This window comes from Arthrobacter sp. zg-Y1219 (assembly GCF_030125545.1).
Classification (GTDB): Bacteria; Actinomycetota; Actinomycetes; order Actinomycetales; family Micrococcaceae; genus Arthrobacter_B.
Genome location: NZ_JASKLY010000020.1, coordinates 147,316 through 169,796, shown reverse-complemented (window position 1 = coordinate 169,796; position 22,481 = coordinate 147,316). Strand labels below are relative to the sequence as shown.

Sequence of the window (22,481 nt, the reverse complement as noted above, 5' to 3'; positions counted from 1 at the left end):
GTCTGGCGGCGGGCCAGACCAGAACCCAGTTCCGGGTGAAGGCTCACCGGCTGCGGGAGCAGTACTATCCGGAGACCATCGTGCAGCGGCAGTTGACGGCGTTTGAGCAGCGGACGGTGTGGGTGCGGCCGGAGCCGGACGGGATGTCCTGGCTCTCGGCGTTACTGCCGGCCGAGAAAGCCCAGGCCATTTTTACTCAGCTCAGTGTTGCGGCCCGGGGTGAGCAGGCCGCCGGGGACACGCGCACGGTGGATCAGTTGCGCACGGATATTCTCACGGACTTACTCGGCGGGCACGACCATGAATGCGGTGATGCCGACGGCGCCGGTCGAGGGGCCGGAAAGGGCGGGAAGGGCAGGAAGGGCAAGGGCCTCGGCAAGAATTCCGGTTCCGGGAAGGGGCCCGGGTCCTGCCGTATTGGCCATGGTCCCAAGGCTCGGACGGAGATCCTGGTGCTGATCAACGCCGAAACCATCTTCGGAGCCGATGACCAGCCAGCCGAACTGAACGGATACGGACCGATCAGTCCCGTAACGGCCCGGCGGATGGCCCGCGAGGCCATGAAATGGACGCCGGTGGAACGCGACCCGGACACCGAAGAGATCCTGCGGGTCGGGAAAAGACGAAAGGTCCCCGACGGACTGAAACGGGTCCTGCGGGTGCGGGACGGAACCTGCCGGTTCCCGGGGTGCCGGACCAATGCGGTAATTTCCGAGATCGACCACACCAAGCCGTGGGCTCGGGGCGGGCCGACGGATCATGACAATCTGGAGCATTTGTGCCGGCGGCATCACATGTTCAAATCCGAAGGGTTCTGGAAAGCCAGGCAGCCTCGTCCCGGGGTGATTGAGTGGACCTCACCGGGCGGCAGGTGTTACCGCACCGAACCGCAACTGAGCCTGTCCCGGGAAACCGGTAAGGGCTCTCAGGAAACCTGTGATGGTGCCAGCGGACTGCAAGCGGGTATCAAGGCGAATGGTGGCCAGGCGAATCGCGGAGGCGACGCGGCGGGCATTGATCCATCACGGGCCAATGATGCCGGTGGTCCAAGCGCCCCCGGCGATCCGAGTGCTCCAAGTGCTCCAAGTGCTCCAGATGATCCGGGTGGCTACGGAGGCAACCCGCCGCCCTTCTAGGTTCGTCCGGAATGCCCCAATGCTCCAGTCTCATGATCCTTACCCTCTGTACTTCAAGCCTGGATACCACCACTGTCCCGGCCGTCCTGAGGGGATGGCGAAGAAGATGACGGAGAAGAGGTGGCATCCACTCGATCGGAAGTCTCTTTGCTTGCGGTCATCGTGTGGCCATCTCCGTCCGGCTGCCGGACAGCAGCGCGGGCTTCGTCCCGACCGGCCGTATTGTGCCGATGTGAAGCGGCCAGCCACAGGATGGCCCCTCCCACGGGAAGGACAACAACCGTTGCCGCCCACACAGGACGGGAAGAAGACGGGACCCAGCCGGAATTGGCAATGCTAAAGAGCGCACCGACAGCCAGAGTCACATATAAAACCAGTGACGTGGCCACCAGGGGAACCCACATCAGGTATTCGACAGGCATAACCAAACCTTGCGCTTTCATCATGAACAGAGAAGCAATTAGCAATGAACGGAGAACGGCCATCGGCTGGAAATCGACGCCATTCCAGAATATGTATCAGCACCACTGTCGCGCCTCATCCCATGTGATGACTTCGGATCCGGTTGTCTCCTGACCGCGTAGTCGGTCGCGGTGAGACTCCGGGAGAACCCTAGGCTGGAACCATGAGCACCCCGTCACCAGTACAGTCACCGGCCGGCCTTCCTCGCGCGGCAAGCCTCTTCCGCGCCGTGTCTGCAGCACTGAGCATCCCCATGGCCCTTCTGATCCCGCTGTGGATTACGGCAGGGCGCACCCTTTTCGGTATCGAGGGCAATCTGGTCGCGATCTTCGCGGCAACGGCAGGACCGCTTCTGGCCGTGCTGATGCTGGTGTCAGCCGTACGAATCACCGTGTCCGCAACCCGATACCAAAACTTTGGAGCGCCGCTGCGAACGTCATTCCTGCTGCTGGCCGCTTGGGCCGCCGGTGGCGCCTTCGGCTTTCTGGTGCCCGACGTCGGCGGCTCACCCGGGCGGACCGGTTCAGTAATGTCTGCACTGCTGGGAGAAGAGGCAGCGGGCATTTCCGCCGCTCTGGCCAATCCCGCGGGCATTCTCACCCTCGGCCTGACCGTGTCGCTGGTTGTGGTGTCGCTCCGGGAGGCAGCACAGCTCGAGGGAGAGAGGCGCAAGCGTGCAGCTGTTCTCCGCCACTGATTCCGGCTGCTCTCATTCCAGGGGAGGCGCAGAAGCGACGCCGCTGCGCTGCCAGGGGAGTCTGCCCGTGACCTCAAGCTGCAGGGTGTAGCTGAGGAAGGTTCGGATGAGGACGATCAGGGCGAGCACACCCAGCGATTCAAAGGTGGGAGTCACAGCCACGGTGCGGATGATGTCCGCGGCAACGAGCAGCTCCAGGCCCAGGAGGATGGACCGGCCCAGCTGTTGCCGATAGGGCTCATAAACGGGCTGTCCGGTGCGCCGAAGGAGAGCGCGCACCGCGGAGACGCTCGCGATGACGGCCCCCGCAATGATGACAGCAACACCGGCCAGATCAACGATTTCCCCGGCTTCCTCGATGATGCCCTTGAAATCCATTCCGTGCTCCGCTCCCGGACCGCAGTTGGGTTCAGCCGGGCGCTCCGCCCTATCTCCATAAGCCCTGCGGGTCTTGTCCCTGTCAAGGGAAAGGCGTCCGGGAACCGCGTCAGGATCCGGCACCAAAAAGCGGACCTAAGAAGTGCCCGCGCTCCTAGGCTGCGACGGGAATGTGGGAAGCGGGGTTGGCCGGATAGTAGAAGGACCAGTCGTCGTACGGGTCCTGCCACGACGATTCATCCCGGCGGATGCGCTGCACCGCTTCGGCAGGAACCCAGCGGTTGTGGGCGCGGCCGCTGTCGTCGATCCAGTGCAGCAGCACCGACGTGCGCGTCCAGGCAGCAGCCTTGCCGTCTATGACCGACGACGGCGTCCGGCACCGGATGTACGGCTCGCGGCGGTACGGAGCATGCGTGACTGTCGGCGACGGACCCGCAGCCGGCCTGGCGGAAGGTCTGGGCCCGGTAAGCGCCGCACGAGAAAGCGGCTGAAGGGCGGGCGCCGGCGGGGAAGGTGAAGCGACGGGAGTCATGGGAACCACCATGCCGCCCGGCACTGACACTTTGGTCCGAGCCGCCCCCGGCGGGATGTGCACTCACTCGGCAGTCCGCAGACCATCCGGCCATCAGCAGCCCGCAGACCATCCGGCGCGGGAAGCTCAGATCAGGAAGCCAGATCCCGCCATTTTGCTGCGGCCTTGTTGGACAGAGCGGCACTGTGGTCGGCGACCCGGCGCGGCACCATGCGGATGACGGGCGCCAGCTCGGAGAGACCGTGACGGACGGCGTCCCCCGAGGGGATTTCGGTGCCGGCGGGGCGGTTGACGACCATGTAGAACACGGAAACCCCGGCCACCAGCAGGGAAATGAGGGTTACGACGCCGAGGCCGTAAAGAGCCAGCAGCGCGTAGAAAGGGGACTCGAAGAGACTGGCGATGAAATCGGCACTGCCCAGCAGCAGCCATAGCCAAAACACGGCAACGAGGACAAACATGGTCCGCCCGCGGCGGAAGAGCATGGCGGATTTCTTCCGCGCAAAAGGCATTGCTTGAGACTCGCCCATTTCTACTCCCCCAGCTACCAGACCCACCCAGCAGGTCCCCAAGCAGATAATAGCTCCTTTATGAACGAACGATGTTCACCGGTGCGCCAGAATGTACTGTGTCGTTGCGAGAAGGGTGAGAATTGAACAATAAATCCGGTCCGGGCCTGCTGTTTGTGCTTGTCTGCGCCATGGGTGCCGGACCGGTCATGAACTACGGGCTGAGCGCCACGAGCACCCTGATCATTTCTGATTTTGGCATCAGTGAGGCGCAGTTCGGGTTGCTGGCGACGGTCTGTTTCCTCAGCGCGGCTCTGTCCGCCATATCGCTTGGGCGGCTCAGCGACAGGATTTCCGGACGTGCCCAGCTCCTGCTGATCTTCGGCGGAACGGCGCTGGCCCTCGTTCTGATGGCGGTGTCCCGGAATTACGTGTGGCTTCTGGTGGCCGTGGCCCTGGCCGGGCCGGCCCAGGCAATCTCCAATCCGACCACCAACCGGGTGATCACGCACCACGTCGAGCCGGCCCGGCGGGCCGGCTGGCTGGGCATTAAGCAGTCAGGTGTGCAGGCCAGCCAGCTGTTTTCCAGCCTCTTTTTCCCGGCTGCGGCACTGCTGGCCGGCTGGCGGGGCTCAGCCGCCGGCGCCGCCGTCGTCATGGGCGCACTGCTGCTCTACTCATGGAACAAGCTCCCGGCTGATCCGCCGCGGCTGCCCGCGGGCGGGCCGACCGCCGTCGTCGGGCGGCAACCCTTTCCACCCACTGTGTGGCTCCTGGCCGGATTTGCTCTGTTGTCCGGAGCAGGAATGCAGGCCACCAACGTCTACCTGCCGTTGTTCGCCCAGCGCGAGGTGGGCTTTTCCCTCCTGCTGGCGGGTGCGGCAGCCGCCGCGGCGGGGGTCGTGGGCGTGGCTTCCCGCATTCTCTGGGGCCGCCGCATGGCCCGGGGAACTGCCGTGCCGGTCCTGCTGGTGACGCTGGCCGTGGGGGCGATCGGCGGTGCCGGGCTGCTGCTGGCGGCGGGGCAGACCGGTTGGCCGGTGCTGCTGTGGAGCGGCGTCGTTCTGCACGGAGCCACGGTGCTGGGTGTGAATGTTGTGGTCATGGCAGCGGTTCTGCGCGAGGTGGCGCCCGAGCGTGTCGGTGCCGCCTCGGGCGTTGTGTCCCTGGGCATGTACGCGGGCTTCGCCGCGGGACCGCTGGCCATGGGCCTGCTGCTGCAGTATTCGGGCGGGTTCCTCGCCGGGTGGATCTTCGTGGCCGGCGGCTACCTGCTGTGCGTGGTGCTGGCCCTCGTTTTGCACCGGATGAGGCTGAATGCGCGGACTCCCGCGGGAATCTCCTAGGCCAATAACTTCAGGTCATCCACAGCCGGTTCACAGCAGCAGGACAGGCTCCGGCCAGCACCTGCCTGCAGGATGGAACCTGTTTGTTTATGCTGGGACCAACCCCCTCCGGGCGGACCGATAGGAAAACCAAACATGTCCGAGGCCCCTGGCTCCTTCGTGAGTAACCTTCCCAAGCTCTCGCACCCCGACGGCACTCCGATCCGCGCCCTCGTGGTCGACGACGAGCCCAACCTCGCCGAGCTGATCAGGATGGGTTTGCGCATGGCCGGCTGGCAGGTGGTGACGGCGGCGGACGGACGCGAGGCGGTGGAAACCGCCCGCGACTTCCGTCCCGACGTGCTGGTCCTTGATGTCATGCTGCCCGGGTTCGACGGAGTCGAGGCGCTGGTGAAGATCCGCAGATTCGCTCCCGATGTGCCCGCACTGTTCCTCACCGCGAAAGACTCCGTTGAGGACCGCATCACCGGATTATCGGCCGGCGGGGACGACTACGTCACCAAGCCCTTCAGCATGGAGGAAGTGCTGCTGCGGCTGCACCGGCTGGTCCAGCGCTCCGGAGTCACCGCCGTCGACACCGCCGAGCTCGTGGTCGGTGACCTGACGCTGAACCTGGACACCCGCGAAGTGACCCGGGCCGGCCAGGAGATCCAGCTGACCGCCACCGAATTCGCCCTGCTGACCTTCCTGATGGAGAACCCCCGCCGGGTCATCAGCAAAACGCAGATCCTTAACCGGGTCTGGGACTACGATTTCGGCGGCCAGGCGAACATCGTCGAGCTGTACATTTCGTACCTGCGCAAAAAGATCGACGCCGACCGCGAACCCATGATCCACACCGTGCGGGGAGCCGGATACGTGCTCAGACCTGCCGGATGAGCAACGCCGCTCCGCACCGCGACGGCACGGGTGGCCGCCCGGTCCTCCAGAGGCTGCACGGCTGGCGGCTGCGAACCAAGCTCCTGCTGGCCACACTGGGCCTGCTCACGCTGACCTGCTGCACTATCGGCTTTCTCAGCCACGCGGTCATGAACGTCTTCCTGGTGCAGCAACTGGACGAGACCCTGCTGGAGGCCTCGGACCGTGCCGTGAACTTTCCCCTGCCGCCCGGAGGCACGCCGCCGTCGCCCGACGACGGCAACCTGCCCGACCCGCTGGATGTCCCGGGCCAAGGCGGACCGGGAATGCTCGATGTCCGGTATTACGGAAACACGGCCTTCAGCAACGGGGTGACGCTCGACGACGGCACCCGGCAGGCGCTGTCCGCCGACGACGTCGAAGTCCTCGCCGCACTGCCGGCGGACCGCGTTCCGGTGTCCGCCGAGCTGTCCTTCGGCGAGTACCGGCTGGTGTCCCAGCCGCAGCCGGAGACCGGGAGCGTGGTGGTCTCCGGAATGCCGCTGGCAGCCACCAAAAACACGCTGCTCGGGCTGGGACTCACCATCGCCGCGGTGTCCCTGCTCGGCCTGGCACTGACCGCCGTCCTGGGTTATCTGATCATCCGGCGCAGCCTGCGCCCGCTGGAGGAAGTGGCGGCCGTCGCCACCAGCGTTTCCCGGCTGCCGCTGGACGTGGGCGACGTCGCGCTGGCCGAACGGGTGCCGCAGAACCTCGCCGATTCCCAAACGGAGGTTGGAAGCGTGGGGCTGGCCTTCAACAAGATGCTGGACAACGTTGCCCATGCCCTGAAAGTGCGCCAGCGCAGCGAACTGCAGATCCGCCAGTTCGTTGCCGACGCCAGCCATGAACTGCGCACACCCCTGACTTCCATCCGCGGCTACACCGAAATGGTTCGTCTCACCGAACACCTCAGCCCGGAGGGCACCCAATCGCTGGGCCGGGTGGAAGCCGAGTCCCGGCGCATGGCCGGCCTCGTTGACGACCTGCTGCTCCTGGCCCGGCTCGACGAAGGGCGGCAGGAGATCCGCAGCGAAGTGGACCTCACGCGCCTGCTGGTCGAGACCGTGAGTGACGCCCGAATTGCCGCCCGGGACCACCACTGGCGCATCGAGCTGCCGGAGGAGCCCGTTACGGTAACGGGTGATCCCGGGCAGCTGCGTCAGGTTTTCATCAACCTGGCCACCAACGCCCATGTGCACACGCCTCCCGGCACCACGGTGGATGTGTCGCTGGTCCGGGACGGCAACGACGCGGTGCTCAGGGTCGCTGACACCGGTGCCGGAATCCCGGCGGACTTTCAGGAGCGGATCTTCTCCCGCTTCGCCCGCCGCGACACCTCGCGTTCGGAGCGGACCGGGTCTTCCGGGCTGGGACTGGCCATCGTGGATGCCATCGTGGCCGCCCACCACGGCACCATTACGTTGGAAAGCGTGCCGGGAGACAGCGTTTTCACTGTCCGGCTGCCCGTGCGGCCAGCATCCGAAGACATCGTGCAGCCGGGGCGGGAACCGGACTCATCCACCGAAGTTCAGGACTGAACCTGCGGTGTTGACGATCAGGAGGACCCCGAGGATTCCGGTGATCCAGGACAGTGTGTTGGTGGAAGTCCGGCTCAGGAAGCCGTCCAGCTTCTTCAGCATCGGATCCACCCGCCGGGACGCGGCGAAGCGCGCAATCAGGAGCACGAGAGCCGGCGCGACCATGAGCACGCAGTAAGCCGCGAGAACGGCGCCGGTCAGCGGCCATTGCAGGCCGGAGGCGCTGAGCAGGCCGATGGCCGCCAGATACGGCACCATGGTGGCGAGCTCGATCGTCGTGGCACCCAGAGCCAAACCGATCAGGGCCGCCGCACCCCCGCTGCCCCGGGTCTCGGAGCCCACGGCCTTGTGCCGCCACCGGGCGAGCCGGCCCGAGGCCGGAGCGCCCGCGGAGGATTCGGCGAGGTCGGTGCCTGCAGTTTCGTCCATGCCGGCCGTCCCTGCGGCTCCGGTGCCTGTTCCGCCGGTTCCTGAGGCTCCGTGGCCGGTATGCTGCACCGAACCCCGGGCTGCCTTCTCCCGCTTTGCCTGCGCCTCGAGCCGGAAGCTCCAGGCCAGCAGGGCTATGCCGGCGGCCAGCAGGAACACCGAAAACCCGCGTGATTCATAGAGGCCGGAGAAGTTCTCCACAACAAGCTCGGCACCGAACAGGATCGCCAGGCCAACTCCGAAATAGAAAACGGCCACCGTTCCCAGGAACAGCAGTATCCGGCCGGGCCGCAACCGGCCCGGCGCCAGCAGCAGCCAGACCGGAATGAGCAGCGTGCCGAAACTCGTGGAGTCCACGAGCGCGAGAACAGCCAAAGCACCGAAAAGTGTGGGATCCATGGCACCAACAGTAAAGGTCGGGGCCACCGCCGTCGTCGGCCAAAAGGAGGACTCGGCAGGCGGCTGTCGTTCGAAGGGACCGCGGCGCGGGCTGCGCTAGGCGGGTTCCGGGGCCGACGGCGGCTGGGCATGCCGCGGGCTGGAGGGGTTCAGCAGTGAATGACGCCGTCCGTAGAACCAGTAGATGAGGAGGCCGATCACGAGCCAGACACCGAAGCGCAGCCAGGTTTCCCAGTGCAGCTGCAGCATGAGGAATCCGGAGGAGAGGACACCGAACGCCGGGATCCACGGCATCAGCGGCAGGCGGAACTCCCGGGGCGCATCCGGCTCGCGCCGTCGCAGAGCGATGACTGCGATGCAGACCACCACAAATGCGGCGAGAATGCCGATGTTCGTCAGATCAGCCACGGCGCGGATCGGGAAGACCCCCGCCAGCAGGGCGGACGTGATGCCGGCGATCCAGGTCACCCGCTGCGGAGTGCCGTGCCGGTCAGTAACTGAGAACCAGCCCGGAAGCAGGCCGTCGCGGCTCATGGAGAACCAGACCCGGGTGACTCCGAGCAGAAAGGTGAGCATGACGGTCAGGATGGACAGCACAGCGAACGCCGAAATGACCGTCGCAATGACGGGCAGGCCGACGGTTTGGAAGGCCGAAGCGAACCCCGCAGTGGGGCTGATCTCGGTGTAATTCTGCATGCCGGTCAGCACCAGTGTGGCCAGGACATAGAGCACCATGGCCACTGCCAGCGACAGCAGGATCGCCTTGGGCATGTGCTTCTTGCCGTCAGTGGCTTCCTCCGCCGCCGTGCTCATGGCGTCATAACCGAACACCGCGAAGAACACCGTTGCGGCTCCGGCGAAGACCGCCCCAAAACCGTTGGGGAGGAACGGCACGTAGTTCTCGGTGTTCACGAAAAAGAACCCCAGGCCAATAATGAAGAGAATCAGCAGCACTTTCAGGGCCACGGCCACGAGTTCGAACCGGCCGAAGGTTTTGGTTCCCCGGCTCAGGATCCAGGTGATGAAAAGGCACACCACCAGGGCGGGAAGGTTGATCAGGCCGCCCTCGACGGTGTCGCCGGTGCCCTGCATCCACGCCGGAACCTCAACGCTGATTCCGGCCATGAACTCGGTGAAGTAGCCGGAGATGCCAATGGCCACCACCGCAACAATGGCCGTGTATTCCAGCAGCAGGTCCCAGCCGATGAACCAGCCGATGATCTCGCCCAGGGCCACGTAGCCGTAGGTGTAGGCGGAGCCGGCGCGCGGGACCAGGCCGGCGAATTCCGCATAGGAGAGTGCCGCTGCGGCGCTCGCCAGCCCGGCGATCAGGAAGGAAATGAGCACACCGGGCCCGGCGCCGGGTGCCTCACCGCCTCCGTTGGCCACCAGGCCGGCCAGGGTGAAGATGCCGACGCCGATGATGCCGCCGACGCCGATGGCAGTCAGCTGCAACAGGCCAAGGCTCTTGAAGAGTTTGTTGCCGGATTTCTCATCGTCCACCTCGTTGATGGGCTTGCGCCGGAAGAGGGATGAGGAAGATGAGCTTTCTGCCGTGGCCATGGAAGGCTCCGATCGTTGCAGCCGATACCGCGGGCGCCGAAAACCGTAAATTCGGACACTCAGAGCAGTATCGTCCCGTCGGAATCCAGTGAAAAGACCGGCCGGAAAGACGGGCGCGCAGGAGCAGCTATTCAGCGGTTTCGGACGGCCCTGCGGGTGTTTCGCCGTCGGAGCCGGCGGGCTCCCGTGCCGCCGGCGGGGCATCCGTGAACTTCAGGCCCACCACGCAGCCGATGATTCCGGCGAGGAAAAGGATCTTCAGCAGTCCCGGCTGCTCGCCGCCGGACACCATGGCGTACACGACCGTAAGCACTGCGCCCAGCCCGGTCCACACGGCGTAGGCCGTGGAGATGGGAATGGAGTTCATGGCGTAGGAGAGACCGACCATGGAGGCAATGCCGGCGGCGAGAAAGATCAGCGACGGCGCCAGCAGGGTGAACCCCGCGGAGGCGTCCAGTGCTGTGGCCCAGACGGCTTCCAGCACGGCACTGAGGAGCAGGATGATCCACGGCATGATCAGGCCACCAACTTCAGGCCGACAACGCAGCCCACGATGCCCAGCAACAGCAGGACCTTCAGCACCGTGGCTCTTTCGCCGCCGAAAAGCATGGCGTAGGCGGCGGTGAGGACGGCGCCGATTCCCACCCATACGGCGTAGGCGGTTCCCACCGGGATGGACTGCATGGCGAAGGCGAGGCCGGCCATGCTCAAAATGATGCCGGCGCCGAAGATGACCGTTGGCCAGCGCCGGCGGAAGTTCTCCGACTTACCCAGCGCCGTCGCCCAGACGGCTTCCAACATGCCGGAGAGAACAAGAATGACCCATGCCATGACAGATTCCTTTGGCCAGTCTTGTCGCTGTCCGGGTACTGATCCGTCGTCCGGAGACCGGCATCCGGTCTTGGCCTCCCACGGTAGCAAATCCGGAGCGGCCCGGCACCCGGCACATGGCACCCGCCAAACGTCCGGCTGATGGTGTTTCGAAAACTGAGCATTTCGGAAATTGAGCATAATGGGCCCATGACCATTATCAAGATCAACGCAATCACTGTCCCCGCCGATTCCGGCGACGAGCTCGCCCACCGGTTCGCGGCGCGGGCCGGCGCCGTCGACGGGCAGGACGGCTTCGAGGGGTTCGAACTGCTGCAGCCCACCGATGAACGGACCACCTGGCTGGTCGTCACGCGCTGGCGTGACGAGAAGTCGTTCCAGGACTGGGTGTCGTCCAAGAACTTTGCGCACGGACACGGTGCAGCAGCAGCCGGTGACGGTGACTCGGCGGGGACCCGGCCCAAGCCCGTTGGTTTGAGTGCTGAGCTGTGGAGCTACCGGACGGCCGGAGGCAGCACCGGAACCGCGGAGTGAGCGCTTCCTCTTGAGGAATACCCGCCCGGCGGGACACTCTGGTGGCGACGGGGCGGGAGCAGACGGAGGATTCTCATGAAGATTGAGCACGCCGCCGCTGCGGGCGGTATCGCTCATTTTCTGATCCGCGGATGAGGATGGTGACCACATCGGTAACGGTGGTGATGTTCTTGACCGTGCGGGCACCGATGAGGCGCATGTAGCGCTGCAGGAGATAGGTAGTTCAGCCCCGCTCATCTGCTCGGAACTCTTCGCGGGAAATACGGTCCCCGGAAAGCGACCGCGGATGTCATCCACAGGCGACAGAAGTGACGCCCCTCGCCCGATGTCCGGATCAGGACGGTTTCATAGCGTCGAAGTATGAAAGAGATCCCCGAAAACAACATCGCTGACAGCACCGCCCGGCGTGAAGTGGCAGCTCGCCCTGACCCTGACGCTGGCCGGTCTCGCCTACGGCCTGCACATCATTTCGTTCAGCGCCGTGGTGTCGACGGTTCTGACCGGGACTGTGCAGGGGCCGCTGGCGATGCCGATCGCCGTCGTCCCAATCCTCATCATGAACGGCCTGTGGGGATTGCTGGCCGCGGCCGTTCGGCGCCTGCTGAGGGGGAGGACGAGATGCAGTGCAGCCCTTCTTCCAACCCGGCGGCAGGTCCTGGCCGGAGCAGCCGGCGTTCTACTGCTAAGGGCCTGTGACGGTATGTCCCGGGGCACTCAACCGGAGACCGTGCAGTTCACGACACCGCTGGCCATCCCGCCCTGGCGGCGTCCGGCCTGGGGGAGGACGGCCCCCGCAGCTTCAACCTGCCCTCGAGGGAGGGGTCCACCCGGGGAAAGCACCAACCTGCCCGGAACCCGCGTATCCCTAGCGGCCAAGAGGTTTAGGGCCGCTTCCTCTCAGGAAACCGGGCAGGTGGCTTATGGGGCTTAGACGTTCAGGTTCACGCGCCAGCGGGTCTTCTGGGCCTGATAGAGCGGAATCTCCTTGCGGGGCTTGATGGTCAGTTTCTTCCCGAGCCAGAACAAGGGGCGGCCCTTGGGCTGCTTGGTGATCGCGCGGTAGAGCAGCTGCACCCAGACGCCCAGGGATATGTCCAGGGCATATCCCATCAGCGGGAAGATGCAAAGCGCCACGCGGGCCACGGTGCGGGTCAGGGTGCGGCGGCCTGGCACCGGCTGCGCTGCGCCTGCTGCGTGGCCCTGTGCCACTGCTGCGGCGATAGCTGCGGGGTCCACATAGGGCTGGGCGGGATAGCCCTGCTGCGGCGGGTAGGGGGCCTGCTGCTTCTTGCTCATGGTTGCTTGTCCTTCCTGTGTAGTGGGGGCGTAGTTGGTGGGGGGTTATTTCAGCTGCGAAACGCCGTAGTCTGCCTCTGCCTCGGTGTAGTCATAGTCATACATGTCCATGAGTTCTTCACGGATTTTCGCCGGGGACCACGCCAGATCGTCCAGCATCTGCTGGGCCTTCTCCGCAGCGGCGCGGTGGCCTGCCGGGACCTTCTGGGACTGCTCCTCAGTAGGCTTAGGCCTGGCGGTCACGGTCACGGTGGGGGCTGGTTCAGGCGTGCAGTCGGTCGGTGCGGGCATGCATGCCGTCAAACCAGTCAGGGCCTAGCACTGCCGCCGCGATGTACTTGGTGTTGCGCGTCAAGGTAGCTTTCCTTCCTTGCTGCCGGACTAGTCCAGTTTACCGTCCAGCCATTCGTCCATGTTGTAGTCAATCAGTGCGTCTGCAAGGGCGTCAGCGTCCCGTTCCTCGGCGGCCAGTACCTCGGCAATCACGATCTGCAGAGCGCAATCAGGGCAGACGGGGACCATCAATCTCAGCCGGCGTGACGGAGACCTGGGGGGCCGGGCGCCTGTTCGTCATCATCCTGCTGGACCGGGAACACCAACTGGTCCGCCTGCATCGGCTCGGAGAACCCGGTGGACTACCGCGAGCTGTTCGACATACCGCGTTTGCCCTCCTACGTTTTCGGAAGGACGGCGCTGCCGGGGGATGCCGCCCACGGCATGGCGCCAAACCTGGGGCGGGGGTGCCTGTGAGGCGCTGCTCGACGCGATAGTGCTGGTGGGAGCCTTGGCGGAGGCGTCCGACGTCGATTCCGCCCCGCATGCCTACGACGCCGGTCGCCGCCGCCGGGGAAACCGGATGGTGCGCGCGGCACGGTTTCTGACCGGGCCAGCACGGCCAAACGCTTCACCGCAGCCCGCGACCTCGCGGTGTCCGCCGCCGCACGGTTCAGCTAACTGCTGCTCCTAAACGGCGGCCCTAACGGCTGCCGCCCCGAAGTGCGGCGGCCGCACCGGTGACCCGGGTGCGGATCCGGTACAGGCTGGTCGAAGCCGTCAGGTACAGGGTGCGTCCGTCGTCGCCGCCGAAACAGAGGTTGCTGACGGTTTCCGGCACCGGGATCCGCAGGATCTGGACCCCGTCCGGGGAGTAAACGCGCACCGCATCCTGCGAAGAGGTCCAGATATTTCCGTGGACGTCCACACGGAAGCCGTCCGGCACGCCGGGATCCACCTCGGTAAAAATCCTTCCGTTCCGGGCGAAGCGGCCCGCCACGACGTCATAGGCATGAATGGCGTGGCCGTGCAGGCGCTCGCCGCCGTCCATGGCCGGTGTGCCGCGCGAGGTGTCCGAGACGTACAGGACTGATTCGTCGGGAGAAAACGCCAAGCCGTTGGGGACCTCCACGTCAACGACTGCCGGCGTCAGCTCGCCGCTGGACGGATCGAAGCGGAAGACATAGCGGTCACCGTATTCCTCGCGGCCCAGGTGGCCCTCGCTCTCCTTTTGGATTCCGTAGGACGGATCGGTGAACCAAATGGTGCCGTCGGACTTCACCACCACGTCATTGGGTGAATTCAGCCGCCGGCCGTTGTACGAGTCCACCAGGGTGCTCACGGCAGGGACGGCGCCGTCCGAGGTGCCGGTGTCCCGCTCAATCGCCCGCCGGCCGTGCGAGCACTGGACGACGGCGCCGTCGAGGTCCAGGGCGCGGCCGTTGGGGAACTCGGCGTCGGAGGCATAGACCTCCAGAACGCCGGTGGCTTCCCGGAATTCCAAAACCCGGTTTCCCGGTATGTCACTGAAACGCACGGCCGACCGGGCCGGAATCCAGACCGGCCCCTCGGCCCAGGCGGCGCCGGTGGCCACCTTTTCCAGAGTGGCATCATCAGCGAGCAGAGTTCCCGGCGTCATCGTCATGCGTAGTCCTAGCGGTGGAAGTGGGCGTAAGAAGAGGAGAAGCTTCGCCTCAGCTTAGACGCTGCCGGGCGCGCCATTCCTTCGCGCTCTGCGCGCCGATCCACCGGTCCGGATCTGTCCGTCGCGGGGGATAGGGTGGTGTTTGTTCACGACCTTCGTGCCCCAGCCTTTAGGAGAAATCAACCGTGAGTGCACTTCTGACGTCCCTCGTTTCCAGCGCCGGCCTTATCGGCGGTTACAAGACCGCCCGGGACACCGGCAACCGCCAGCTTGGCGGAGCGGTACTGGCTGCCGCTGGCGCAGCAGCCTTCACCATGTGGAAGCGCGACGCCGGAACCGGCACGGCTGTGGCCCTGACAACCGGCTACGTGGCTGCCTTCGGGTTGTCCCACCCGCTGGCCAAGAAGCTCGGCGCCTGGCCGGCCGTCTACACCGTCACCGCCGTTACCGCCGCGGCCGCCCTCATTTTCGGACGCCGCCGCTAGGAAAGGCCGTGGGTCCGGGCATTCGCGGCGGCGGGATACCGGCCTGCCGCCGCGGGCCAGTCCGTCAGCTCTCGTCCCCGCCGGCGCTGATGTTGACCATCCAGTTCACTCTCCGAACCTGTCAGTGCACATGCCAAAGCTGTCGCCCCACGGGGCCACTTCCAGCGGTTCAGTGATGCTGCCGCCCTCGATCAGCCGCTCCCAATAGCCGCTCAGTTCGGATTCGTTGTCCCCGTTGAGCGAAAGCGTGAAGCTGCTGTTGTCGCCCAGCGGCATGCTGCTGGGAACGTCAGCGGCCATGAGGACCATCCCGCTGGGCGTCCGCAACACCGAGTGCATGATCTTGTCCCGATCGGCCGGATCCTCGGCGGCGTCGAACTCGGCAAACGTGTTGGTGCTGAGCTCACCGCCGAAGATCGACTGGTAGAACTCCATGGCTGGTTTAGCGCTGTCCCGGAAGGACAGGTACGGGTTCAGTTCGCTCTTCATGGCTGCTCCTGGGATGGCGGGGAAATGATGGGGGATGGCCGGGAAGTGATGGAACCAAATTATCCACCCGTTGGCGGAGCGGAAAAAGAGTGGCCGGCGGCCCGGCCCGCGTCGGCAAGCCGGACGACGACGTCGGCCCGGCGGGCGTGGCGCCGGATGATGCGCGCGTTGGCTTCGTCGCTGCCCAACGCCCACTTGCGGGCCTCAGCCCGTGACTTGCCGAACCGTGCGTGGCGGCGAATCAGGCGCTCCCGGCGGACGGCGGCGTCCGCCGCCAGATACCAAACCTCATCCATTGCCGCGCGGGCGCGGGGCCAGGAACTGTTGGGCAGCAGAAGATAGTTGCCCTCCGTGACCACCAGCGGAACGGTGTGAGGAATGGAAATTGCAGACCCGATCGATTCCTCCAGGTCACGCCGAAAATCAGGGGCAAAAATTACCGGTTCGTCCGCCAGCTGGAAGCGCAGACGCTGCAGCAGTGCCGCGTAGCCGCCGTCGTCGAACGTGTCCGGCGCTCCTTTGCGCCCGTGGCGGCCCAGGTCTCTGAGGATGCTGTTCGCCAGATGAAACCCGTCCATCGGCACCAAGACGGCGATGTTCGGTCCCAGCGCCTTCACGAGCTGCGCGGCAACCGTGGACTTGCCGGCTCCGGGCGCCCCGGTGATGCCCAGGATCCGGCGGGTGCCGCCGGCCGCCAGCGTCCGCGCCCGGCTGATCAGTTCGGCGGCGGTGGTCAGCTCCGGCGGGGCGGTCCCGACAGTGTTGGTGCCGACAGCGTTTCCGGGATCCTCGGCGGGCCGTGAGATGTCCATTGGGACATTGTCCTGCAGATTGGTCCGCAGCAGCAGATGCCTGGGCCGGAGCGGGAATCATCGCGGGGCGGTGCGCGTTATTCTCTGTGGACGCCGGGAACGGCGGCCTTGTAAATTGAACGGGCTTGGCAACTGAATACGGGGATGATCGGTTTCGACGGTGTTTGCCGCGACAGGGGAAGCGGGCCGAGGATGCAGAGTTATCTCGTAAACGCTCTCTGCAAAAAATAAGTGCCAAACCTATGCGCACTGACTTCGCCCTTGCTGCCTAAGCAGTAAGGCACAGTCCGTCAGCCCGGAGTTGCTCTCGCTCCGGATCCTGGCGTCATTTAGAGGGCCACTGCTGAACATGCCCGCCGTTGGCGTGTTCGGGACTCCTTAACGGCTGGGCCCGGATCAGCCGCACGTCTGTACGACGGCTGGGGCCAAGAAAATCCGACGCAGACTGCGCCCGGAGAAGCCCTTTCAACACAACATCGGACGGGGGTTCGATTCCCCCCATCTCCACGACCGGCACCCGCCGGAATTCGAAGGCCTGCCCGTACCCGGGCGGGCCTTCGGCGTTCTGCGCAGCCCTGGGGTTCGTGCCGGAGCACTCGCCGGACGGACTCCGGCCTACTGGAACTCCAGCGGAATCACTGTTCCCTGGTGGTAGCGCAGCCGGAGCGCAGAGGCCGACGTGTCCCACACCGACGCGTGCCGGCTTTGGCGGGTGCCCGCGCGCAGCCGGTAGGTGACAAGAACGAGGTCCGGGCCGAGGTCCGTGAAGTCCCATTCATCCGCTTCCGGCGTTGGACGCCGTTCCTCGAGGCTCAGGGCTGTCATGACTTCCCCGCGGGTCCACCTGCGCCCGGAACGCCCAACTTCCACAAACTCCGGATGCAGCAGTTCTCCCACCCGCTCTGCATTGCTCCGCGTCATCGAGGCGAGAAGTTCCAATTCGGCGGTTTGAATCTTGGAGTGCACGCTCATGCTTTCAGTGTGCCCGATCCTGCCGCTGATCTCTTACGCTGGATTCCAATCAGCCCAAACCGGACAGGGGAGGTCAACCATGGCAGGCCGCGGACGCATGCTGCTCAAGGCGGCAGGTACGGGGACAGTGGCGGGGCTGGCAGGCGTGGCGGTGATGACGGCCGGCGAAAAGGTGGAGCAGCTGGTCACGTCCCGGCCCAATTCGTATGTGCCGGCACGCACGCTGCTGACGCTGCTGGGCCAAAAGCCCGACGACGACGCCCGCCCGCCTGCGTGGAATCACGCCATGCACTGGGGCACCGGCGCGGTGCTTGGTGCGCTGCGGGGTGTCTGGTCAGTCACCGGCATCCGCGGACCGGTGGCCAACAGCACCCACACCGTGGTGCGGCTGGCCACGGATCAGACCTTGGAAAATGCCACGGGCGTCGGTGCTCCTCCGGCCTCCTGGCCGACAGATGAAACCGTGGTGGATGTCGTGCATAAAACGGTGTATTCGTGGGTGACCGGATCGTTGTGCGATGCCTGGATACCACCGCTGCTGGAATCCAGGCGGGGAACCGCCAGCCACTGACCCCGGTTATCCCGTATCCCGCAAGCAGGGCGGCGCGGCGTTTTAGATGCATAGCCGCAGGCTACCGGGCCCGTGCAAGGGCCGGCGGCGCCCGTTAGCGATGCATCCTTTCGCAACCAGGCCCGGCTCCCTAGGCTGGTTGTGGGGGTTAACTCCGAGCGATCAAAGGACCTGAGATGTCACAGCCAGGGAGCAGCTCGAATCCCCTGAGGATGGGAGTCTTTTCACTTTCTCCCGCATTGGCAGCGGGAGAGAAAAAGGGATTCTTCAGGGACAACGACGTGCACGTAGTGTACGAACAGGTGCAGTCCTCGGACCAGCAGTTTCGGGACTTCGCCGCGGGACACTACGAGGTCCTGCAGACCGCCTGGGACAACGTGGTCAATTACCGCTGCAACGCCTCCAACGACTACGGCAGCCCGCTGTACGTTATGGCCGATTTTGCCCTGGACCTGGGCATGGAACTGACGGCGGTCAGTCCGCCGGAGATTACGTCGCTGGAGGCCGTCCACGGCGGCGAGGTGGCGGTGGATGCCAGGGACAGCGGTTATGCGTACGTCATGTACTCGATCCTGGACAAGGCCGGCCTCCGCCGGGACTCCGACTACACGGTGGTCAGCCAGGGCGGGGTGGCCGAACGCTACCGGCGCATGACTGACGGCTACGCCTCGGCCACGCTGCTGAGCGACGGCCTCGAAGCGCTGGCACGGGAACAGGGGATGAACCAGCTCGCCGATGAATCAGCACTCGGCATGCCCTATCTGGGTTCCGTGGCCGCTTGGAACGGGGACTGGTACTCCGCACACCGGGACGTCGCCGTGCGCTTCCGCGAAAGCTACGAGGCGGCACTGGCCTGGGTGCTGGATCCGGCCCACCGGAACGACGCCGTGGACGTGGTGGCCGATGTGCGCGGACTGTCGAAGCCCGACGCGCGTCTGGTGCTGGACGCCGAACTGGGCCCCTGGGGCATGGCCCGGGACACCACCATCACGGATGAAGGTGCCCGCGCCGTGATCGGCCTGCGCCAGCAGTTCGACGGGTTCGACGACGAAACGGCCGTGAACCCCTACGGCGACCTGGCCCCGTTCTTCGTTTCCGGCGGCCCGGACGCCTCCTAGCCCTGCACGCGTCCGGCACCGGCGGCGGGCAGGACCGTGAAGACAGCCGGTGCGGCGTAGCCGGCCGCGGCGAACGCCACCGTTACCGCGGCGGTGACGGCGTCGGCGTCGTCGCTGTTGACCAGCGCGATGGCCGAGCCGCCGAAGCCGCCGCCGGTCATCCTGGCGCCCAGCGCACCGGCGCTGAGCGCGGTGTCCACGGCCAGGTCCAGCTCCGGACAGGAAATCTCAAAGTCGTCCCGCATGGACGCATGGCTCTCGTTGAGGAGGGCGCCGAGCCCGGCGGGGCCTTGCCCGCGCAGGACGTCGACGGCGGCCAGGACGCGGTCGTTCTCCGTCACTATGTGCCGGACGCGGCGGAAGGTCTCCTCATCCAAAATGCCCGCGGCAGCAGGGAGGTCAGCGAGGGAGAGGTCGCGGAGCGCGGCGACGCCCATGGCCTCGGCGCCGCGCTCGCAGGAAGTCCGCCGGGCGGCGTATCCGCCGGTGGAATGCTCGTGACTGACCTTGGTGTCGATCACCAGCAGGGTGAGGCCGTTGCCGGCCAGATCCAGCGGCACCAGCTGCGCTTCCCGGGTCCGGCAGTCCAGGAAAACCGCGTGCCCTTCCTCGCCGAGCAGGGACGCGGACTGGTCCATGATGCCGGTGGGTGCGCCGACCATCAGGTTCTCGGCGCGCTGCCCCAGCGCGGCAAGCTCCGGTCCGGTCAGCCCGGCGTCGGAGAGCTCGTTGGCCATGACGGCCACGGCGCACTCCAGGGCCGCCGAGGAGGAGAGCCCGGCACCGACCGGCACATCCGAATCCAGATACAGGTCGACGCCGGGAACCCGGGCGCCGTGGTCCTCGAACGCCCACAGCACGCCCAGCGGGTAGGCCGCCCAGCCCTGGATGCTGCCCGCCTGCAAGTCGTCCAGGCTCGCGCTGACAGTGCTTCCGCCGTTGAACGCCGAATGCACCTGCGTGGTGCGGTCCCGGCGCGGTGCCGCCGCCACCGACGTCGAGCGGTTAATGGCGAAAGGCAGCACAAACCCGTCGTTGTAGTCGGTGTGCTCACCGATCAGGTTGACCCGTCCGGGGGCGGACCAGACGCCCGCCGGCTCCCGACCGAAACGGTTGGTGAAAGCGGTAACCAATTCCGGGGCGGAAAGCGTCATGCCAGGGCCTTTCCGGCGGCCTGCGCCGTGCCGGCGCAAGCGGGAGCGGCGGCACGCAGGTTCGCGGCCACCTGCTCGGGGATCGTGTCGTTGATGAAAGCTCCCATGGCCGCCTCGGAGCCGGCCAGGAACTTGAGTTTGTCCTCGGCCCGGCGCGGCGAGGTGAGCTGCAGGTGCAGGCGGCTCGCCGCGCGGAACCGGGCGTCCAGCGGCGCCTGATGCCACGCCGCAATGTACGGGGTGGGCGTGGAATACAGCCCGTCGACCCGGGCCAGCAGGTCAAGGTAGACGGATGTCAGGTCATCCCGCTCGTCGTCCCGCAGATCGGCAAGGTCGGCAACCTGGCGGTGCGGCACCAAATGAACCTCCAGCGGCCACCGGGCGGCAAACGGCACAAAGGCACTGAAATGCCGGCCCTCGAGGATCATCCGGTCCCCGGAGCTCCGCTCCGCTTCCAACGCCGCACCCACCAGGGTCTGCCGACCGCCCGAGGCTTCAAAAAAGGCGGCAGCCTGCTGCGCCATGACTGCCGAGCGCGGCGGAATGAACGGATAGGCGTAAATCTGTCCGTGCGGATGCAGCAGGGTGACGCCGATATCCGCCCCGCGGTTCTCAAAGCAGAACACCTGACGGATGCCCTGCATCGCTGACAGCGCCTCGGTGCGGTGGGCCCAGGCATCGACGACGGTGCGGGCACGCTCGGGGGACAGCGAACCGAAGGAGCCCTCGTGTGCCGAATCGAAGGCCACCACCTCGCAGCGTCCGTATGCCGGCGCCGTCGTGCCCCAGGACGGGTTGTCCGGCAGGACGCCCAGCTCCGGGCCGAAGGAGGGGAAACGGTTTTCGAAGACCACCACCTCGTAGTCTTCGGCCGGGATCTCCGAAGCACGCGACGGCGAGGACGGGCACAGGGGGCACTGGTCGGCGGGCGGCAGGTGGGTGCGCGACTGGCGGTGCGCGGCGACGGCGATCCACTCTCCGGTGAGGGCGTCGTACCTGGCGGTTCCGTTGTCCGGCCGGGCCGGCAGTCCTCGGCGGTCCGCCGGGGCGGCTGCCCGCCGGCGGGCGGTGTCCTCCGCAGCATCAAAGTAGATGAGTTCCCGGCCGTCGGAGAGCCGCGTACTGGTGGAGACTGTCATGGATTCCTTCGTCTGCCGATCGCTCGGAAGTCACAGACTATCCCAAGGTGTTTGCGCTCATGCCCTGCGGACAACCTGGTAAGCAGGCTTACAATTTAAGAATTCCCTCCAGCAAAAGGAGCAGAACGATGTCCACTCCGAATGACCGTCCCGCAACAGCGGCGCAGAATGAAGCCGATGTCCTTGAGCAGCAGGCTTCCGTTGTCCCGGAGGCACAGGAGGACACGGGGATTCAGGACCCGGTGCGACCGCATGGAGATCCGCTGCGGCCTGACGGGTCCGAGGCCGACAGGTTGGAGCAGGACGCCGACGGCGGGGCAGCGAACAGCGATGAGGATGAGTATCCGCGCGAAAGGGAAGACGACGAACGCAGCTAGCGGCATCCCCTCGCGGCGTTCCCGCTGCTGGATGAACCCGTTAGGCCGCGCGGCTGGCGGCGGAAGCAGCCGTTGAGCCGTGCGGGTGCACGCCCAGGGCCTGCCTGGTGTGCGCTTCCAGATCGGCGACGGCGGAGTCCGGCAGGTCGATGATTCCGCGCAGCGAGCCGCGCAGGCTGCGATAGGCGGCGTCGACCTCCGACGGTGTGGCTGCTCCGTCGAGGATGATGTTCAGGGCTTGCCGTGCAGTGGCGAGCTTGCTGCGCTCGGAGTCGCTGAGCTTCGACTGTCCGCAGCGCCGGGCGTACTTTTCAGCCGTGACGAAGGCTACCTCGAAGCGGTCCACGGCACGGCGGAGCTTCGAATTCTCAGCCCGGCCGCGGCCAAGGTCCAGGGCTTCAGCCTCAGCCGCCCGAATGCCCTGCATGGCGACGATGATCTCGCGGATGACGGGGTCGGAGTAGTCAGTCATCACCGGATAATCGATCATCAGCGAGACGTCGGTTTCGTAGCGTGACCACTTCACCAGCAGGTCGTCACGGCGTAGGTACAGCCGGCGCCAGGCCTCGGCCTGCGCCGCGGCATCATCGCGGCGGTTCCGGGCGGTCCGCGTGCGGCGCCTCTGCGCCCGGACTCCCAGGCCCAGCAGCACCGCGGCACCGATGAACAGCGGCGGCGTGATGAAGGCGGCGACGAACGACAGGATCGAGGGGTCGCCGTCGTCGCCGAAAACTGCCGTCTGAAGCAGTTGCAGGAATCCATAACCCAGGACAGCGGCCAGGCCAGCGGCCAAGGCCGTAAAAATCAGTGCTGCCACAGCGACTTTCTTCGCCAGTCTCTTCAGCATGCCGATAGCTTATCGAACGTCGGGCCTGCCGGCACAGGGGGCGGGCATT

Annotated in this window: 27 protein-coding genes, 1 other RNA gene and 1 riboswitch; of the genes, 11 read left to right on the top strand and 17 right to left on the bottom strand. The window is 66.0% G+C overall.

The features are described from left to right. Positions 1 to 1,136: HNH endonuclease signature motif containing protein (locus QNO00_RS15890; RefSeq protein ID WP_284025212.1), on the top strand; the 1,136-nt coding region annotated here is incomplete at its 5' end. 53 nt (positions 1,137 to 1,189) lie between these two features. On the opposite strand, the gene QNO00_RS17435 is transcribed toward QNO00_RS15890, so the two are convergent. Further along, entirely contained in the window at positions 1,190 to 1,540 is a 351-nt protein-coding gene (locus QNO00_RS17435) for a PLD nuclease N-terminal domain-containing protein (protein WP_502863466.1), read from the bottom strand. A 287-nt stretch (positions 1,541 to 1,827) separates the two neighbouring features. Here QNO00_RS17435 and QNO00_RS15885 point away from each other — a divergent pair, with 287 nt between their 5' ends. Beyond that, entirely contained in the window at positions 1,828 to 2,295 is a 468-nt protein-coding gene (locus tag QNO00_RS15885; protein WP_284025211.1) for a hypothetical protein, read from the top strand. A gap of 12 nt (positions 2,296 to 2,307) precedes the next feature. Here QNO00_RS15885 and QNO00_RS15880 read toward each other — a convergent pair whose 3' ends face one another. The 3 genes from QNO00_RS15880 to QNO00_RS15870 form a co-directional block, all read right to left on the bottom strand. Next, positions 2,308 to 2,673: a DUF1622 domain-containing protein gene (locus QNO00_RS15880; protein ID WP_284025210.1), complete on the bottom strand. Its 366-nt coding sequence runs from the start codon at positions 2,671 to 2,673 to the stop codon at positions 2,308 to 2,310. 154 nt (positions 2,674 to 2,827) lie between these two features. Then, a complete protein-coding gene (locus tag QNO00_RS15875; RefSeq protein WP_284025209.1) occupies positions 2,828 to 3,205 on the bottom strand; it encodes a hypothetical protein in 378 nt (125 codons plus the stop codon). Positions 3,206 to 3,336: 131 nt separating this feature from the next. After that, the gene (locus QNO00_RS15870; protein WP_284025208.1) at positions 3,337 to 3,717 is read right to left on the bottom strand and encodes a hypothetical protein; all 381 of its coding nucleotides are present in this window, start codon (positions 3,715 to 3,717) and stop codon (positions 3,337 to 3,339) included. A 140-nt stretch (positions 3,718 to 3,857) separates the two neighbouring features. On the opposite strand from QNO00_RS15870, the gene QNO00_RS15865 reads away from it, so the two are divergent. The 3 genes from QNO00_RS15865 (at position 3,858) to QNO00_RS15855 (ending at position 7,498) form a co-directional block, all read left to right on the top strand. Then, positions 3,858 to 5,060, top strand: coding sequence for an MFS transporter (locus QNO00_RS15865; protein WP_284025207.1), 1,203 nt, complete (start codon positions 3,858 to 3,860; stop codon positions 5,058 to 5,060). Positions 5,061 to 5,195: 135 nt separating this feature from the next. Then, a complete protein-coding gene (locus QNO00_RS15860) occupies positions 5,196 to 5,939 on the top strand; it encodes a response regulator transcription factor (protein WP_284025206.1) in 744 nt (247 codons plus the stop codon). Beyond that, complete coding sequence (locus tag QNO00_RS15855; RefSeq protein ID WP_284025205.1) at positions 5,936 to 7,498, top strand: sensor histidine kinase; 1,563 nt, start codon at positions 5,936 to 5,938, stop codon at positions 7,496 to 7,498. Before QNO00_RS15860 ends, QNO00_RS15855 begins: the two co-directional genes overlap by 4 nt. Here QNO00_RS15855 and QNO00_RS15850 read toward each other — a convergent pair. From QNO00_RS15850 to QNO00_RS15835, 4 genes are all read right to left on the bottom strand, one after another. Next, entirely contained in the window at positions 7,475 to 8,326 is an 852-nt protein-coding gene (locus QNO00_RS15850; protein ID WP_284025204.1) for a GAP family protein, read from the bottom strand. The two genes, QNO00_RS15855 and QNO00_RS15850, sit on opposite strands and share 24 nt — an antisense overlap. 96 nt (positions 8,327 to 8,422) lie before the next feature. Further along, positions 8,423 to 9,889: an amino acid permease gene (locus QNO00_RS15845; RefSeq protein WP_284025203.1), complete on the bottom strand. Its 1,467-nt coding sequence runs from the start codon at positions 9,887 to 9,889 to the stop codon at positions 8,423 to 8,425. 127 nt (positions 9,890 to 10,016) lie between these two features. After that, positions 10,017 to 10,403, bottom strand: a complete 387-nt coding sequence (locus tag QNO00_RS15840; protein WP_284025202.1) for a DMT family transporter — start codon at positions 10,401 to 10,403, stop codon at positions 10,017 to 10,019. Between the two features lie 2 nt (positions 10,404 to 10,405). Continuing rightward, a complete protein-coding gene (locus QNO00_RS15835) occupies positions 10,406 to 10,720 on the bottom strand; it encodes a DMT family transporter (RefSeq protein ID WP_229966263.1) in 315 nt (104 codons plus the stop codon). A 10-nt stretch (positions 10,721 to 10,730) separates the two neighbouring features. Next, positions 10,731 to 10,795: riboswitch (guanidine-III (ykkC-III) riboswitch) on the bottom strand. Positions 10,796 to 10,909: 114 nt separating this feature from the next. Between QNO00_RS15835 and QNO00_RS15830 the strand changes: the two genes are divergently transcribed. Next, a complete protein-coding gene (locus QNO00_RS15830; protein ID WP_284025201.1) occupies positions 10,910 to 11,254 on the top strand; it encodes an antibiotic biosynthesis monooxygenase family protein in 345 nt (114 codons plus the stop codon). A 927-nt stretch (positions 11,255 to 12,181) separates the two neighbouring features. On the opposite strand, the gene QNO00_RS15825 is transcribed toward QNO00_RS15830, so the two are convergent. From QNO00_RS15825 to QNO00_RS15815, 3 genes are all read right to left on the bottom strand, one after another. Continuing rightward, entirely contained in the window at positions 12,182 to 12,550 is a 369-nt protein-coding gene (locus QNO00_RS15825) for a hypothetical protein (protein ID WP_284025200.1), read from the bottom strand. Positions 12,551 to 12,595: 45 nt separating this feature from the next. Further along, positions 12,596 to 12,793 carry an Ltp family lipoprotein gene (locus QNO00_RS15820; RefSeq protein WP_284025199.1) on the bottom strand — a complete coding sequence of 66 codons (198 nt, stop codon included), beginning with the start codon at positions 12,791 to 12,793 and terminating at the stop codon, positions 12,596 to 12,598. A gap of 733 nt (positions 12,794 to 13,526) precedes the next feature. After that, positions 13,527 to 14,468 (bottom strand): SMP-30/gluconolactonase/LRE family protein, encoded by a 942-nt coding sequence (locus QNO00_RS15815; protein ID WP_349643497.1) that lies wholly within the window; start codon positions 14,466 to 14,468, stop codon positions 13,527 to 13,529. Positions 14,469 to 14,653: 185 nt separating this feature from the next. On the opposite strand from QNO00_RS15815, the gene QNO00_RS15810 reads away from it, so the two are divergent. Beyond that, entirely contained in the window at positions 14,654 to 14,953 is a 300-nt protein-coding gene (locus QNO00_RS15810; protein WP_284025198.1) for a hypothetical protein, read from the top strand. Positions 14,954 to 15,058: 105 nt separating this feature from the next. Here QNO00_RS15810 and QNO00_RS15805 read toward each other — a convergent pair whose 3' ends face one another. After that, positions 15,059 to 15,442 carry a VOC family protein gene (locus tag QNO00_RS15805; protein ID WP_284025197.1) on the bottom strand — a complete coding sequence of 128 codons (384 nt, stop codon included), beginning with the start codon at positions 15,440 to 15,442 and terminating at the stop codon, positions 15,059 to 15,061. A 59-nt stretch (positions 15,443 to 15,501) separates the two neighbouring features. Continuing rightward, positions 15,502 to 16,254, bottom strand: coding sequence for a nucleoside/nucleotide kinase family protein (locus QNO00_RS15800; protein ID WP_284025196.1), 753 nt, complete (start codon positions 16,252 to 16,254; stop codon positions 15,502 to 15,504). Between the two features lie 140 nt (positions 16,255 to 16,394). Between QNO00_RS15800 and ssrA the strand changes: the two genes are divergently transcribed. Further along, positions 16,395 to 16,764: a transfer-messenger RNA gene (gene ssrA, locus QNO00_RS15795) on the top strand. A 105-nt stretch (positions 16,765 to 16,869) separates the two neighbouring features. On the opposite strand, the gene QNO00_RS15790 is transcribed toward ssrA, so the two are convergent. Beyond that, positions 16,870 to 17,226, bottom strand: coding sequence for a nuclear transport factor 2 family protein (locus QNO00_RS15790; protein ID WP_284025195.1), 357 nt, complete (start codon positions 17,224 to 17,226; stop codon positions 16,870 to 16,872). 79 nt (positions 17,227 to 17,305) lie between these two features. Between QNO00_RS15790 and QNO00_RS15785 the strand changes: the two genes are divergently transcribed. Both QNO00_RS15785 and QNO00_RS15780 read left to right on the top strand, forming a co-directional pair. After that, positions 17,306 to 17,797 carry a hypothetical protein gene (locus QNO00_RS15785; protein WP_284025194.1) on the top strand — a complete coding sequence of 164 codons (492 nt, stop codon included), beginning with the start codon at positions 17,306 to 17,308 and terminating at the stop codon, positions 17,795 to 17,797. Positions 17,798 to 18,078: 281 nt separating this feature from the next. Then, positions 18,079 to 18,915: an ABC transporter substrate-binding protein gene (locus tag QNO00_RS15780; RefSeq protein ID WP_284025193.1), complete on the top strand. Its 837-nt coding sequence runs from the start codon at positions 18,079 to 18,081 to the stop codon at positions 18,913 to 18,915. On the opposite strand, the gene galK is transcribed toward QNO00_RS15780, so the two are convergent. Continuing rightward, positions 18,912 to 20,069, bottom strand: coding sequence for a galactokinase (gene galK / locus QNO00_RS15775; protein ID WP_284025192.1), 1,158 nt, complete (start codon positions 20,067 to 20,069; stop codon positions 18,912 to 18,914). The two genes, QNO00_RS15780 and galK, sit on opposite strands and share 4 nt — an antisense overlap. Continuing rightward, positions 20,066 to 21,208 (bottom strand): galactose-1-phosphate uridylyltransferase, encoded by a 1,143-nt coding sequence (gene galT, locus QNO00_RS15770; protein WP_284025191.1) that lies wholly within the window; start codon positions 21,206 to 21,208, stop codon positions 20,066 to 20,068. The genes galK and galT overlap by 4 nt, the downstream gene beginning before the upstream one ends. Positions 21,209 to 21,336: 128 nt before the next feature. Between galT and QNO00_RS15765 the strand changes: the two genes are divergently transcribed. Next, on the top strand, positions 21,337 to 21,585 hold the full coding sequence (locus QNO00_RS15765; RefSeq protein ID WP_284025190.1) for a hypothetical protein: 249 nt from the start codon (positions 21,337 to 21,339) through the stop codon (positions 21,583 to 21,585). A 40-nt stretch (positions 21,586 to 21,625) separates the two neighbouring features. Here the strand turns inward: QNO00_RS15765 and QNO00_RS15760 are convergent, their stop codons facing one another. Next, positions 21,626 to 22,432: a hypothetical protein gene (locus QNO00_RS15760; RefSeq protein ID WP_284025189.1), complete on the bottom strand. Its 807-nt coding sequence runs from the start codon at positions 22,430 to 22,432 to the stop codon at positions 21,626 to 21,628. Positions 22,433 to 22,481 lie beyond the last annotated feature (49 nt).

Excerpts from the sequence above, each read along its gene's own strand:
- QNO00_RS17435 (WP_502863466.1), bottom strand. The coding sequence starts at position 1,540 with ATGTGGGTTCCCCTGGTGGCCACGTCACTGGTTTTATATGTGACTCTG.
- QNO00_RS15880 (WP_284025210.1), bottom strand. The coding sequence starts at position 2,673 with ATGGATTTCAAGGGCATCATCGAGGAAGCCGGGGAAATCGTTGATCTG.
- QNO00_RS15875 (WP_284025209.1), bottom strand. The coding sequence starts at position 3,205 with ATGACTCCCGTCGCTTCACCTTCCCCGCCGGCGCCCGCCCTTCAGCCG.
- QNO00_RS15870 (WP_284025208.1), bottom strand. The coding sequence starts at position 3,717 with ATGCCTTTTGCGCGGAAGAAATCCGCCATGCTCTTCCGCCGCGGGCGG.
- QNO00_RS15860 (WP_284025206.1), top strand. The coding sequence starts at position 5,196 with ATGTCCGAGGCCCCTGGCTCCTTCGTGAGTAACCTTCCCAAGCTCTCG.
- QNO00_RS15855 (WP_284025205.1), top strand. The coding sequence starts at position 5,936 with ATGAGCAACGCCGCTCCGCACCGCGACGGCACGGGTGGCCGCCCGGTC.
- QNO00_RS15850 (WP_284025204.1), bottom strand. The coding sequence starts at position 8,326 with ATGGATCCCACACTTTTCGGTGCTTTGGCTGTTCTCGCGCTCGTGGAC.
- QNO00_RS15845 (WP_284025203.1), bottom strand. The coding sequence starts at position 9,889 with ATGGCCACGGCAGAAAGCTCATCTTCCTCATCCCTCTTCCGGCGCAAG.
- QNO00_RS15840 (WP_284025202.1), bottom strand. The coding sequence starts at position 10,403 with ATGCCGTGGATCATCCTGCTCCTCAGTGCCGTGCTGGAAGCCGTCTGG.
- QNO00_RS15835 (WP_229966263.1), bottom strand. The coding sequence starts at position 10,720 with ATGGCATGGGTCATTCTTGTTCTCTCCGGCATGTTGGAAGCCGTCTGG.
- QNO00_RS15830 (WP_284025201.1), top strand. The coding sequence starts at position 10,910 with ATGACCATTATCAAGATCAACGCAATCACTGTCCCCGCCGATTCCGGC.
- QNO00_RS15825 (WP_284025200.1), bottom strand. The coding sequence starts at position 12,550 with ATGAGCAAGAAGCAGCAGGCCCCCTACCCGCCGCAGCAGGGCTATCCC.
- QNO00_RS15815 (WP_349643497.1), bottom strand. The coding sequence starts at position 14,468 with ATGACGATGACGCCGGGAACTCTGCTCGCTGATGATGCCACTCTGGAA.
- QNO00_RS15805 (WP_284025197.1), bottom strand. The coding sequence starts at position 15,442 with ATGAAGAGCGAACTGAACCCGTACCTGTCCTTCCGGGACAGCGCTAAA.
- QNO00_RS15800 (WP_284025196.1), bottom strand. The coding sequence starts at position 16,254 with ATGGACATCTCACGGCCCGCCGAGGATCCCGGAAACGCTGTCGGCACC.
- QNO00_RS15790 (WP_284025195.1), bottom strand. The coding sequence starts at position 17,226 with ATGAGCGTGCACTCCAAGATTCAAACCGCCGAATTGGAACTTCTCGCC.
- QNO00_RS15785 (WP_284025194.1), top strand. The coding sequence starts at position 17,306 with ATGGCAGGCCGCGGACGCATGCTGCTCAAGGCGGCAGGTACGGGGACA.
- galK (WP_284025192.1), bottom strand. The coding sequence starts at position 20,069 with ATGACGCTTTCCGCCCCGGAATTGGTTACCGCTTTCACCAACCGTTTC.
- galT (WP_284025191.1), bottom strand. The coding sequence starts at position 21,208 with ATGACAGTCTCCACCAGTACGCGGCTCTCCGACGGCCGGGAACTCATC.
- QNO00_RS15765 (WP_284025190.1), top strand. The coding sequence starts at position 21,337 with ATGTCCACTCCGAATGACCGTCCCGCAACAGCGGCGCAGAATGAAGCC.
- QNO00_RS15760 (WP_284025189.1), bottom strand. The coding sequence starts at position 22,432 with ATGCTGAAGAGACTGGCGAAGAAAGTCGCTGTGGCAGCACTGATTTTT.